Raw genomic sequence first — 13,126 nt, 5'->3', positions numbered from 1 at the left:
TCTTTTCTAAATAGTCAATCATGATCTGTTTCTGTCCAACGGTTCGCTCGAGCTCCTTGACCTTTTCTTCGAGTTCCTTTAACCGATGTGTCTGGCTGTCTTTCATCTCAACGATTCTGATATTTTTTTCATTGTAAGTAGAATACTTGTAAATCCAACGATAAATAAGAGCATTACAAACTCCGTAAAGCTTTTGCATTTGAGGAACAGACATGACTCCTTTTTCGAAGTCGTCTACCAATTTACGTTTAAATTCTTCAGAAAATTTACGATGTGAATTGATCCTTTTTCCCGTTTTTAGCATCTTCATTCTGATTTAAAAACGGTCAACCTATTTCAGGGAATGACAAGGCTGAAAGCTGGAAAAAATTAAGGGCGTAGCGACGATTTGAACTGCTCGTTTGACTTAATTAAAATCTAAAGCAGGAAGTTATTGGAGGTGAAAGGAGTAGGGGAATGAGAAAATCTAACTTTCTATTCCTGTATGATTTGATTCAGTTTGAATTATAGATAAATCTAGAAAAATAAGAAAAGCCACTCTTTTGAAGTGGCTTTTCGATTTTAGGTTGGTGGTTGATTGTATTTTTCTTAGTTCAAGAACTCGTCGAAGGTCAAGCTTACGAAGTACATGGTTCCAACAGTTGGGTTACCCCAAGCTTGGCGATAGCCATTGGAGAACAAGTTAGATCCACCTACTTTCAAAATTGACTTCAAGCTCTTCAATTTATAGCTTACTTGAGCATCAAATGTTCCGAATGCTGGCATCACCGAAAGTTGCTGAGAAGATACGGCTGGCCCTACGAAAGAGGACTGCCATACAAATTCTCCCTGCCATCTGTAAGCTACTGCGAACCCTAAGTTCTTAGCAACCTCTCTGTTAGCAAAGTTGATAACATAACGGTATTCAGGAGTATTGAAGCTTGGTTGGAAGCCTGATTCTGTTAATTCATCCAAGTTAGATAGGGTATTGTAAGAAACGTTACCACCCAATGAATAGCCCTTAGGAAGTTTGTAGTCCAAACCTAATGCCCAACCCCAAGATTTGATAATCTCAGTTCTATTTACTGGCATAGAGAAAACGTTTCTTCCTCCTGGACCAACACCAATTAGGTTAAGACCTGTGATTGGGTTTGGACCTTGAGCACCAGTAGTAGCATTCCCATCTTGAACAAGTACCTGTCCACCGATAAAGTTTTCAAACCTGTTGAAATAAGCATAAGTGTCAACCAGTAATCTATTGGCAAACAATCCCTTGTAACCTACTTCAAAAGATTTTACTCTTTCTGGCTTAAATTCAGAAAGCTCAAATGGCTGAAGCTGACTTAAATTATTCTGAGCTGCAATTACAGGTACTAATTGAGGAACAAGAGCTCCAATAGCAGCTTGAATTGCCTGCGGATTATTTGGAATCTGACCTGCTGCTACTTGTTGAGCAACAATTTGGGAAGCTTGCTGTATCGCAGCTTGGATCACAGCTGGGTTGGATACATCTGCTTGAACTCCTGCTCCAAATCTTTGAACAGTTGCTAAAGAATATACAGGGTTTGTATTAAAGTTGTAACGATCTCTAAACAAAGGAAGTCCTCCTAATAATCTGGCCTGAGGAGTCAACAAATCAATGTATTGATCCTGCGTAGTCGGAATTCTAAAGCCTGTTTGATAAGAAGCTCTGAAATTATGATTTCCTACTGAATAAACACCTGATACTCTTGGTGACCACTGTCCCTGGAAGTTCTCATTTTTATCGTAACGTACCGATGATGTCAATTTAAATTTGTCATCAAAGAAGGTTTTTGAACCTTGGATATAACCCCCATATTCTTTGATATTAAATTCATTTCCATTTTCATCTGTAGCAAATAAAGTCTTCTCAGAGTTCAACTGGTAGACTCTATAATTTGCTCCAATTACAAATTCAGCCCACTTGATATCATTTGAGAGATTGTATGAGCCTTCAACGTGATAAAGATTTGTCTTATCAACAAATTGAGCACCTACACCAGAAGCATTTCCTGGAATTGGTCTAGAAGTTACATCTCTTAAAGCACTGTTAAATTGAGCAGAACCCGGCTGGAATCTGTTTCTATCGGCAAATGCTCTTGCTTGATTATGTGCTTGTTCAGGAGACAAACCACCTTGAATTCCTTGCGCATAAGCACCTACATATTCAGGGAACCAAACTGTACTAGGGCTCCAAGCTTCATTGATTCCTTGAGCAGCAATACCTACTGCGTAAGCATCACCGGATCTTTCTTGGGTAGTGTAAGCTCTCACATACCAATTTGCCCCTCTCAATTCAGCCTTATACTGACCTAATTTAAAGTTGGCAATTGAATATCTATCAGCACCAGTATAAACCGTAGTTCCGAATCCATAATTTCCTTGAAGTATAGCTTCAACACGGTCATTTAATCTCCAGTGTAATGCACCGTTCAATTTGATTGACTTTGTTCCATAATCAGCAATATCTCTTTCAAAGTATCCTGTTCTTGACACGAAAGTTTGAGGGATAATTCCCAATGCAGCAGAAGGTAATACGCCTGCTCTAACCATTGACTGAGCCACTGAGAACATATTAACGTTGGTTTCATCACCATAAACGTTAACACCATTATAACCTGGATTATTTGCTCTTGTACCGCCTTCTATAGAAGAACCATTCAATAAAGACTGATCTCTGAAGTCATTTGCTTGCCAATCATCAGCTCTTAGATATTGCACATTTACTTTGAAAGCTACTTTATCATTGAATGCTTTAGCATATCTCGCACTGAAATCATAAAAACCTGTTGATGGAGTGCTTCTTTCAGATTCGTGCATAATACCAGTTCTCACATTGGCAGAAAGACCCTGATATTGGAATGGATTCTTTGAGTTCATCAATAAGATCCCGTTGATTGCATTTGGCCCATAAAGAGCAGAAGATGCACCTGGCAATAATTCTACACTTTCTAAATCCAATTCAGAAATACCTACGATATTTCCTACGGAGAAATTCAAACCTGGCGCCTGATTGTCCATCCCGTCAATCATTTGAACTGTTCTAACGTTTCCGTTAGCGTTGAAACCTCTTGTATTGAAAGATTTGAATGTTAAGGACTGAGTACTCATTTCAACCCCTTTCAAATTGTTTAATGCATCATAGAAACTTGCTTGTGGTACTTCACGAATAGCAATGATATCCATCTTCTCTACAGAAACTGGAGATTTCATTACGCTTTCTTCTACTCTGGATGCAGAAATTACTACTTCCTGACCCATAACTGTAGATTCAGAAAGTTTTACATTGATTGTGGACATACCTCCTGTTACTTCAATTTCTTGAGAGGTATAGCCCACCATGGAGAATATTAAGGTAAATGGTGGAGCTTGATTGACATTCAGGGAAAATTTTCCTGATAGATCAGTAATGGTTCCGATTACCTTTCCTTTAACTAGGATGTTTACACCTACCAAAGTTTCATTAGTATCTGCATCAGTTACAGTACCCGAAATTGTGGTTTGTGCAAACACTGTCCCCAGGCCTAGGGAAACTAATAAAGCCAAGGTTGCAAAGGCTCCGTAGATTTTGCGTGTAAAATTGCTCATAGGCTATTTTGGTGTTTAAGTGAATAGTATACACAGAGATGGGTGAGTCTGCATATTTTGTCGAAAATTAAGGTAAAAACTGAATAAACAATGGGTTCAATTAAAAAATCATTTTCCGTCTTAAATGGAAAATATATACCTCCCATGGAAACTGAGACTCTATTTATGAAAATCCTGAAAAATAAGATTCTTTTAATTATTAAAATTTAAGTCAAAGCATATAAATATTAAAAAATCCTAAAAAAAAATATAGGACATGTGGTAGTAAAAAAAATAGCCTGATCAAATCAGGCTATCATTATTTTTAGCTGCTCTTGGCATTTTCTTCATTCACATGCTTCACCAGCCTATCGCATAATTCTTTCATTTCTTCAGACATATATTCGTCTCCTGTACTGGTCAGAATGGTTTGGGCCATTCCTCCTATGATATCAATATAAAATCGCTTCATCTCAGCTACGGACATTTCCTCCGTCCAAAGATCAATTCGGAGTGTACTATGATTCAAATTATCCCAAACATTCAAACTGATACTCTTGGTGGACTCTGCACCTTCCCCTTCTTTATCAGAAGCATCCCAGATTATATCTTTTGGAATGTTAGAATCGTCTAAATTGATTTGAAATTTAATATCTGACTTTTTCATTTTTTAAGATTTTGAAGGAAACCACAGCTATCGAACTCAGGTTCCCAGAACTTCATATTTTTAGAAAACCATTTCAGGTATTTCGCCTTCCACAATTAATTTACCTTCTGTTTTTTCCTGAATTTCTTCTACGCTCACACCAGGAGCTCTTTCCTTAAGAACAAAGCCTCCCTTTGGGCTAACTTCTAATACAGCCAAATCTGTGACGATTTTTTTCACGCACTTGATACCTGTGATTGGAAGAGAACACTCTTTCAATAATTTAGAAGCGCCATCTCTGGAGCAGTGCTGCATTGCTACAATGATATTTTCAGCAGAAGCAACCAGATCCATAGCGCCCCCCATTCCTTTAACCATTTTTCCAGGAATTTTCCAATTGGCGATATCTCCGTTTTCTGAAACTTCCATAGCTCCCAATATTGTCAGATGCACATGACCACCTCTTATCATCGCAAAAGACTCTGCAGAATTGAAAAGCACAGATCCTTTTACCATGGTAATGGTTTGCTTACCGGCGTTAATTAAATCTGGGTCAATTTTATCTTCAGTAGGGAAGGGGCCTATTCCTAAAAGACCATTTTCGGATTGCAGCACAACCTCCAATTCATCAGGAATATAGTTTGCCACTAGGGTTGGGATGCCTATACCTAGATTAATATACTGTCCGTTTTTTACCTCTTTGGCTATTCTTTGGGCTATTTGTTCTTTGCTTAGCATGATTTCAATGGGTTTATATCAAGATTTGGCCTGAGATACTGTGCGCTGCTCTATTCTTTTCTCATAGTTCTTTCCTTCAAAAATCCGCTGCACATAAATTCCTGGTGTGTGGATTTCATTTGGATTCAATTCACCCGCCGGAACCAATTCTTCTACCTCTGCAATACAGATTTTTCCTGCCGCTGCCATCATAGGGTTGAAGTTTCTGGCGGTTCCTTTAAAAATCAAATTACCGGCAGTATCTCCTTTCCAAGCTTTTACCAAAGAAAAATCAGCCCGAAGCCATCTTTCCATTAAATATAATTTCCCATCAAATTCTCTGATTTCTTTTCCTTCGGCTACCTCTGTTCCAACTCCTGCCGGAGTAAAAAAGGCGGGAATGCCAGCTCCACCAGCACGAACTCTCTCTGCTAGGGTACCTTGAGGAATCAAATCTACTTCCAGCTCTCCGCTCAATAATTGTCGCTCAAACTCTGCATTTTCACCCACATAACTGGAAATCATCTTCTTGACCATTTTCTTCTTCAAAAGAAGTCCTATACCAAAGTCATCAACCCCAGCATTATTGGAGACTATCGTCAAGTCTTTAATGCCTTTTTCTAATAAGGCGGAAATGCAATTTTCAGGTATTCCGCTCAATCCAAAGCCTCCCATCATCAGGAAAGCTCCGCTGGGAATATCGGCAACAGCCTCTTTAGCGTCTTTTACGGTTTTATTGATCATTATATTGGGTTTATAGTATTGATTTTGCCTGCTGCTGATCTTTGAGCAGCTGCTCTTTTAATGCATCTAAGTTCTCAAATTTTTGCTCCTCTCTCAAATAGGCCTTTAGATAGATGGTCAGCTGTTTATCATACAGGTCTCCCTGAAAATCAAAAAGGTGAGCTTCAACTGTTTTTTTGTTTCCATCCACTGTTGGTCTATTACCGATGTTCAGCATAGATTTATAAATACTTCCGTTGACAGAAGTCTCTACTGCATAAACGCCATCTTTTGGAATGAGTTTATAATCATTAGGGATATGAATATTGGCAGTTGGGAATCCGATGGATCTACCAATCTGCTGCCCCTTTATCACCAAGCCATTTAATTCATAAGAACGGCCCAAATAGGAATTGGCGGTTTCTATGTCTCCTGACTCTAGTGCCTTTCTGATTTTGGTGCTGGAAACTCCAATTTCATCCACATCTTGCCTGGAGATCTCTTCTAGCTCGAAGCCAAATTCAGCGCTGTTTTGTTTCAAATACTCAAAGGAGCCCTCTCTATTTTTACCAAATCTATGATCATAGCCAATTACCAGCTTTCTGGTTTGAATTTTTTCTACCAATACTTGATCAATAAATTCTCTGGAACTCAGCTGGGAAAACTCTTTGGTAAAAGGTATAGTCACCAAATGGTCTATGCCAAATTGTCTTAGAAGTTTTGCCTTTTCTTCAAATGTACTCAGTAGTCTCAACTTGTGCTCCTGAGGATAAAGTACTAATCTAGGATGAGGCCAAAAAGTGATCATCACCGTTTCTCCTCCAATGGAGCGGGCAATTTCCCGTATTCTTTGTAATATTTTCTGATGCCCTAAATGCACCCCGTCAAAAGTGCCACTGGTCACAACCGGATTAGTAACCGGCAAAAATTCATTTAGACCTTCATAAATTTTCATTCGCTTTCCGGGCTTTGATTTCTTCTATTAAAGGTAAAAGCTCTTTTGCTTGCGAAAGTTTGAAATCACCAATACGGGTTCTGCAAAGTGAACTCATATAAGCACCGACTTCCAAAATTTCGCCAAGATCTCTAGCTAAGCTTCGGATATAGGTTCCTTTCGAGCAAGAAATTCTAAACTTAACTTCCCGATCCTGATAGCTTAAAATTTCAAATTCCCGAACTTCAACTGGTCTAGGTTCCATTTTAACTTCCAAACCTTTTCGGGCCGACTCGTACACCCGTTTTCCATCAACTTTGATAGCTGAATGCATAGGAGGGATTTGGAGTATATTACCTGTCAACTCAGCTGCGGCTCTTTTTACGTCTTCTAATTTTATTTCAGAAGCATCAGCCACAAATTCAACAGGCTTTTCCAGATCAAAGGATTCTGTGGTTTCCCCTAATACAAAGGTGCCTTCGTATTCCTTTTCTTGCCCCATGAAGCCTTCTATTTGCTTGGTCATTTTCCCAGCACAAACAATCAATAAGCCTGTAGCTAGAGGGTCTAATGTTCCGGCATGTCCCACTTTCTTAATTTTCAGTGCATTTCGCACTTTTTTCACCACATCAAAGGAGGTCCATTCGAGCGGCTTATTGATTAAGAAAACTTCGCCGTAGGGTACTTCTTGCATAAGTTATACTGAATATAAATTCAGCTGTTTTTCTCGGTTTTGGCCAAAATGGCATAAAATTGAAAAATAAAACCAGCTAAGGTAATGATTGGTCCAACGGTTAAACCTAGAACACCATTACCATGAGGCTCTGGATCCAAACCGATTAAAATAAAACCCAAAGCGATCATCCCGATCCCAATGAACATCAGTTTGTAATTCTTTTTCGAAAAAGGAAAAGATGCTTTGCTCATATCAATATAATTCGTCTAAAGTCATATTTAAATACTTATTTACTGCCCGCAAGGTACTTAATACAGAAAGAATTCCGCCTACTACTATCAATATTCCAAATAGGATCAACATCAATTCCTGATTTTGTAGCAAGGCAAAACCCTCAATGGCTGATTTAGCATAGGTGATTAAGCCAAAAAGGATCAAGGAGGCAAAAGCACCTGCAAGCATTCCAAATATCCATGATCTTAGTAGGAATGGTTTTCTAATAAACCCTCTAGTAGCTCCCACCAACTGCATAGATCGAATCAAAAATCGCTGTGAGAAAAGTGCCAACCTGATTGTATTATTAATCAACATAATTACGGTGATCACCAAAATCAGGATAAAAGCTCCCATCACGATGCTAACTTTCAAGAGGTTTTTATTGATAGAATCCACCAAATCAGTCATATAGGAAACTTCGAAGACACCTGAAACGCCCTCTAACTCTTTGCTGATTTCATTGATTTGTTCGCTCGTCTGAAACTCCTCGGCTATGGAAAGGACAAAACTATCTCTCAATGGATTATCCTCGAGAAATTTGGTAAAATCTTCACCGGTACTTTCAATAAAAGCTGCTGCGGCCTCTTCATCAGAAATAAACCTCAAACCAAGTGTATCTGCCTTTCTCAAAATAAAAGGCCTGCTGGACAGATTTTTTCGAATAGCTGAAATTTCATCATCATTCAGATTTTTATCCAAAAAGACCTGAATCTCCACATTTTCGCGGATCATGCTGGAAAGAGATTTGGCCTGGATGAGGATCACGCCAAATAAACCAACTATAAATAAGGAAAGGGTAGTGCTAAAAAGTACACTTCCAAATTTGAAATGCCCTAAGGTTTTTTTCTTTCTTGGATAATTTGCCATGGAGTTTTTATAATTCACATCAAAGCTAACCATCCCCAAGGATTTTGCCAATTTGTTTTAGGAAAGCAATGGAATCACTTTTTCTGATGTAATACCATAAACTTTAGCCTCTTTTCCCGGCTTGATCAAAGCCAATCCTGTGAAGCTTCCAAAAGCAGGCAAAATCAACTGATTGTTTTCCAAATAAAAGCAGGACAATCTGAGGGATTGCCTCCCCATTCCTCGGAGCCTAATCCCGGGATGAATATGCCCACAAAGATTCAAATATCCTTCCGAAAAATCCTCTAAAGGTTCATGACTTAAAATTAAATTTTCTAAAAATACAGGTTGTTTGTGAATGGCTATGGGACAATTTTTATAAAAAGAGGGAGGAAGAATATCATGATTCCCCTGAACCAAATGAAAGTTGATCGCCGGAAAGGTTTCCAAAAAACCCATTAATATGTCCCATTGGCCATTCCAGTCGCTGTGAAATAAATCCCCCAAAAAATAAACAGAAGAAGGAGAGAACTCATCGAATAGAAGACTTAGAGTTTCTAAATCAACCTTATGTATAGGCTCAGGAATAGGAATACCTGACTTTCTGAAATGAGCGGCTTTTCCAAAATGTACGTCAGAAATAAAAAAAGTTCTTGTATTTTGATGGTATACAACCTTTTCTTTCATCAAAAATAATGTCGTACCATTATGATCTAATCTTACCTGTCTCAAATCCTTTTCTCCTATTTTCAATTAACAGTTCAAATCTAAATCGATTAAAATTTTAAAAACAGAGTTTTTATGAAATCACGACAATTAGCTTCTTTATTATTAACTTTTTTTCTAATTGCTTCCTTTTCTTCATTCGCACAAAGTAGAGATGAAATCCTGGGCACTTGGTATAATACGGAGAAAACAGCCCAAGTAGAAATTATGGAAAAGGAGGGTTCGCTTTTGGGAAAAATATCCTGGCTAAAAGAGCCTATTAAAAATGGTGAGCCTGCAAAGGATGTGGAAAATGATGATAAAAAACTCCAGCAAAGGCCTTTAATGGGCTTAACCATCTTGAAAGGTTTATCCTACAATGACGGAATTTGGAAGGGAGGAAAGATTTATGACCCAAAATCAGGGAATACCTATTCTTGCGAAATCAGAATGAAATCAAAAGATGTTTTAGAAGTAAAAGGATACATGGGCTTTTCTTGGATTGGTAGAACCGTGGAGTGGACCAGAGTAAATAAATAATTCAAATGGAAATACGGTAGAAAAAAAAGAAATACGCCTGCGGCTTGAAAAAGAGTAATTGTGTAATTGGTTAATTGAGTAATTGAAGCTCAAAGCTTTTGGATATTATTGATGGGATTATTAGTTCAATTGTTCATGGTTCAATGTTCACTTTCCTCAGTTTTAGCCACTATAACAGAAGCCTGAAGGGCTTAAACCCCTCAATAGCCACACCAGAGGCGCGCAGGCTCGGGTGCAACTCGAGGTAAGGTAGGTAAATTATCCTCTAGCGCTGGCGCAATAGCTCCATTAAAATCGGTACCAATGTGCCAGCAAGATCTCCGAAAAATATTGTGGGAATACCCAATCCCGTAGGGATTTCAGCTCGGTAGCAAAAATGAGCACAAACCCATCTCCATGCCGTAGGTATGGAACTATAGAAAATTCAGTAGAAATAAAAGAAATACGCCTGCGGCGAAATAATTAAAAGATACCTAAAATATATTTTTCAAGATATCATCAAGATATGCCTTCGGCAAGATAGACCTTAAATCGTATTCGTAACAAAAGCTCCAAAGGAGCGTGAATTATTAGCCCCGCCTGTGTCGGGCAGGCCCGAGTGAAACTCGGGGTATAAACGCGAACGAAAATTACCCAGCGCTGGCGCAGAATTTCCAATAAGAACCGGTATCACCGTGCCAGCAAGATCTCCGAAAAATATTGTGGGAATACCCAATCCCGTAGGGATTTCAGCTCGGTAGCAAAAATGAGCACAAACCCATCTCCATGCCGTAGGTATGGAACTAAAGAGAAATACAGAAGAAATAAATGGAAATATGCCTTCGGCGAAATAATTGAAAGATACCTAAAAGATAATATTTAAGATATGCCTTCGGCGAGATAGACTTCTATTCGGGCCCCTAGAAATAGCTCCATAGGAGCGTAAAATGTCATAGCCAGGGGTTTTAACCCCTGGATTCAAAATAATGGCGTAATTAATGTCCTACTGAGCGGAGTCGAAGCCTAATTTTTCTCCAAATAGAAAGACTGAAGCAAATAACTCAATTGATCAAATTCAATCAAAAAAGCATCATGTCCGGCTGTTGATTGAATTTCCTTATAGGTCCCGCGTTTAACATGTTTGGAGATAAATTGGGATTCTTCCGGTAAGAACAGCAAATCACTATTTACTCCAACAGTTAAGACCCTTGCTTCGATTTGTTGCAAAGCGGATTCCAAACCTCCTCTGCCTCTCCCCAAGTCTTGACTATCCATACTCTTGGAAAGAACCCAATAGGACAAAGCATTAAATCTTTTAGCTAGTTTTTGACCTTGATAGCGGAGGTAAGAAGATGCTTTAAAGTGATCCAGTCTATGATCATTATCCAATTGTTTTTTTTGCAAATCTGAGGGATGCCTATAACTCAGCATTGCAATCGCACGAGCCGTTTCCAGACCTTTGAGACCTGCAAATTCACTTTTTTCTCCCCAGGTACAGTCTGATTCTATAGCCATTCTTTGAGTTTCATTAAATCCGATCACCCAAGGAGAAGATTTGGCTGTAGAAGCCAAGACTACTAAGTTTTCAAGCTTATTTCCTAAAGAATAAGCCCATTCCAAAGCTACCTGTCCTCCCAAGGAACCACCGATTAAGGTGTGAATTTTTTCAAGCTTGAGATGACTTCTAAGCCTTTCCAGAGAATTAGCCAAGTCTCTTGGTGTAATATGAGGAAACTCATAATAATAAGGTTCTCTAGTCCCAGGGTTAATACTCAATGGATTCGTAGAACCATAATTTGAACCCAATAAGTTGGCGCAGATAATGAAATGGTCCGAAGGGTCAAAGAATTTATCTTCTCCTATCAGGCCACTCCACCAGTCAGTGACATTGGAGTCCCCTGTTAAAGCATGAACCACCCAGACTACATTGGATTTGTCTGAATTCAAATTACCATAAGTAGTATAAGCAAGTTCAAACTCTGAAAGATATTCCCCTGACTCTAAAGCCAGGGGTTTGTTAGACTGAAATAATTCCAAAGACATGGTAATCGATGCGTATTGACTAGTAAGGTTCATTTTTTAATTAAATCGAATCAAAGGCTTGTTGAAGGTCCGACTTGATATCTTCGATGTGCTCTATTCCCAATGAGATTCTCAACAGGGTAGGAGTAACTCCCGCAGCTTTTTGTTCCTCTTCAGAAAGTTGCTGATGCGTAGTGGCTGAAGGTTGGATTATTAAGGTCTTTGCATCACCTACATTCGCTAGGTGAGAGATCAATTTCAGGGAATTGATCACAGATGATGTCTGCTCTTTATTACCCTTAATTTCAAAGCTCAAAACACCTCCAAAGCCATTTTTCAGATACTTCTTTGCTAGCTGATGATAGGGAGAAGATTCAAGACCGGGGTAATTTACTTTCTGAACTTTGGGGTGAGATTCAAGCCATTTTGCCAATGCTAGAGCATTATCTACAGTTCTTTGTACTCTCAGGGAAAGTGTCTCCAAACCTTGTAATAACAAGAATGAATTAAATGGGCTTAATGCCGGTCCAAAATCCCGGAGGCCTTCTACTCTTGCCCTAATAGCAAATGCTATATTGGGAAGTCCCAGTGGATTATTTTCTCCAAATACTTCCCAGAAATTCAATCCATGATAACCTTCTGATGGCTCGGAGAATTGAGGAAACTTGCCATTCCCCCAGTTATAGTTGCCAGCATCCACAATGATTCCTCCAATGGAGGTTCCATGCCCACCAATCCATTTGGTAGCAGAGGAAGTAACCACATTGGCGCCGTGAGCAATTGGATTAAATAAATAACCTCCAGCTCCGAAAGTATTATCTACTATTAGAGGGATATCATGTTTTTTGGCAACTGCCGCGATTGCATCAAAATCAGGAATATTAAATTCGGGATTACCAATCGTTTCCAAGTAAATTGCCTTGGTCTTTTGATCTATTAGTTTTTCAAAAGCCTCAGGGTTATCTCCTTTTGCAAATCTTGCTTCAATCCCAATTCTTTTGAAAGCAACCTTAAATTGATTGTAAGTTCCACCATATAGGAAAGAAGTCGAAACGAAGTTTTCACCTGCCTGCAGAATATTATTCAATGCAAGAAATTGTGCTGCCTGGCCTGATGCAGTAGCTACAGCTGCAACACCACCTTCCAGAGCTGCCAATCTTTTTTCAAAAACATCGGTGGTAGGATTCATAATCCTTGTGTAGATGTTTCCAAATTCTTTCAATCCAAATAGATTGGCACCATGCTCTGCGGAATTGAAAGTGTATGAAGTGGTTTGATAAATAGGGACAGCCCTTGCATTCGTTGAAGGGTCAGGTTCCTGTCCAGCATGTAGCTGAAGGGTCTCAAATCTGTAAGTAGACATAAGTAATAGGGTTTAAAGGGTTTTAAATAAAAACTGTAATCCAGGATTAGGCAAAGCAGAATCCTTAAAGCATAAATGCTCTGAAAGAAAAAAGGGAAGTAACCTGAAGTAGGGGGGAATATCCTTTAATCA

Annotated in this window: 13 protein-coding genes; 1 reads left to right on the top strand and 12 read right to left on the bottom strand. The window is 38.9% G+C overall.

Annotation, left to right across the window (positions count from 1 at the left end):
- The 10 genes from BM073_RS04370 to pdeM all read right to left on the bottom strand — a co-directional run.
- A partial coding sequence (locus BM073_RS04370; protein WP_245756331.1) for a transposase occupies positions 1-310 on the bottom strand: 310 nt, incomplete at its 3' end.
- A gap of 278 nt (positions 311-588) precedes the next feature.
- Positions 589-3,588 carry a TonB-dependent receptor gene (locus tag BM073_RS04365; protein WP_091650867.1) on the bottom strand — a complete coding sequence of 1,000 codons (3,000 nt, stop codon included), beginning with the start codon at positions 3,586-3,588 and terminating at the stop codon, positions 589-591.
- A 304-nt stretch (positions 3,589-3,892) separates the two neighbouring features.
- On the bottom strand, positions 3,893-4,234 hold the full coding sequence (gldC, locus tag BM073_RS04360) for a gliding motility protein GldC (protein WP_091650864.1): 342 nt from the start codon (positions 4,232-4,234) through the stop codon (positions 3,893-3,895).
- A 60-nt stretch (positions 4,235-4,294) separates the two neighbouring features.
- Positions 4,295-4,951: a 3-oxoacid CoA-transferase subunit B gene (locus tag BM073_RS04355; protein WP_091650861.1), complete on the bottom strand. Its 657-nt coding sequence runs from the start codon at positions 4,949-4,951 to the stop codon at positions 4,295-4,297.
- Between the two features lie 18 nt (positions 4,952-4,969).
- Positions 4,970-5,674 (bottom strand): CoA transferase subunit A, encoded by a 705-nt coding sequence (locus BM073_RS04350; RefSeq protein ID WP_091650859.1) that lies wholly within the window; start codon positions 5,672-5,674, stop codon positions 4,970-4,972.
- 10 nt (positions 5,675-5,684) lie between these two features.
- Entirely contained in the window at positions 5,685-6,608 is a 924-nt protein-coding gene (locus BM073_RS04345; protein ID WP_091650857.1) for a bifunctional riboflavin kinase/FAD synthetase, read from the bottom strand.
- Positions 6,595-7,281: a tRNA pseudouridine(55) synthase TruB gene (gene truB, locus BM073_RS04340; RefSeq protein ID WP_091650854.1), complete on the bottom strand. Its 687-nt coding sequence runs from the start codon at positions 7,279-7,281 to the stop codon at positions 6,595-6,597. The genes BM073_RS04345 and truB overlap by 14 nt, the downstream gene beginning before the upstream one ends.
- A 20-nt stretch (positions 7,282-7,301) precedes the next feature.
- Positions 7,302-7,514, bottom strand: coding sequence for a DUF3098 domain-containing protein (locus BM073_RS04335; RefSeq protein ID WP_091650849.1), 213 nt, complete (start codon positions 7,512-7,514; stop codon positions 7,302-7,304).
- 1 nt (position 7,515) lies between these two features.
- A complete protein-coding gene (locus tag BM073_RS04330; protein WP_091650967.1) occupies positions 7,516-8,406 on the bottom strand; it encodes a cell division protein FtsX in 891 nt (296 codons plus the stop codon).
- Between the two features lie 57 nt (positions 8,407-8,463).
- Positions 8,464-9,138 (bottom strand): ligase-associated DNA damage response endonuclease PdeM, encoded by a 675-nt coding sequence (gene pdeM, locus BM073_RS04325; RefSeq protein ID WP_245756364.1) that lies wholly within the window; start codon positions 9,136-9,138, stop codon positions 8,464-8,466.
- Between the two features lie 48 nt (positions 9,139-9,186).
- Between pdeM and BM073_RS04320 the strand changes: the two genes are divergently transcribed.
- Entirely contained in the window at positions 9,187-9,630 is a 444-nt protein-coding gene (locus tag BM073_RS04320) for a DUF2147 domain-containing protein (protein ID WP_091650846.1), read from the top strand.
- Between the two features lie 1,002 nt (positions 9,631-10,632).
- Here BM073_RS04320 and BM073_RS04315 read toward each other — a convergent pair.
- The gene (locus BM073_RS04315) at positions 10,633-11,685 is read right to left on the bottom strand and encodes a homoserine O-acetyltransferase family protein (RefSeq protein ID WP_091650844.1); all 1,053 of its coding nucleotides are present in this window, start codon (positions 11,683-11,685) and stop codon (positions 10,633-10,635) included.
- Positions 11,686-11,692: 7 nt separating this feature from the next.
- Positions 11,693-12,994: an O-acetylhomoserine aminocarboxypropyltransferase/cysteine synthase family protein gene (locus tag BM073_RS04310; RefSeq protein WP_091650841.1), complete on the bottom strand. Its 1,302-nt coding sequence runs from the start codon at positions 12,992-12,994 to the stop codon at positions 11,693-11,695.
- Between the last annotated feature and the right edge of the window lie 132 nt (positions 12,995-13,126).

It is taken from the genome of Algoriphagus ornithinivorans, assembly GCF_900115305.1.
GTDB classification, from domain to species: domain Bacteria; phylum Bacteroidota; class Bacteroidia; order Cytophagales; family Cyclobacteriaceae; genus Algoriphagus; species Algoriphagus ornithinivorans.
Note: the sequence above shows the minus strand (reverse complement) of the source record. Positions and strands in the feature narration are given on the sequence as shown.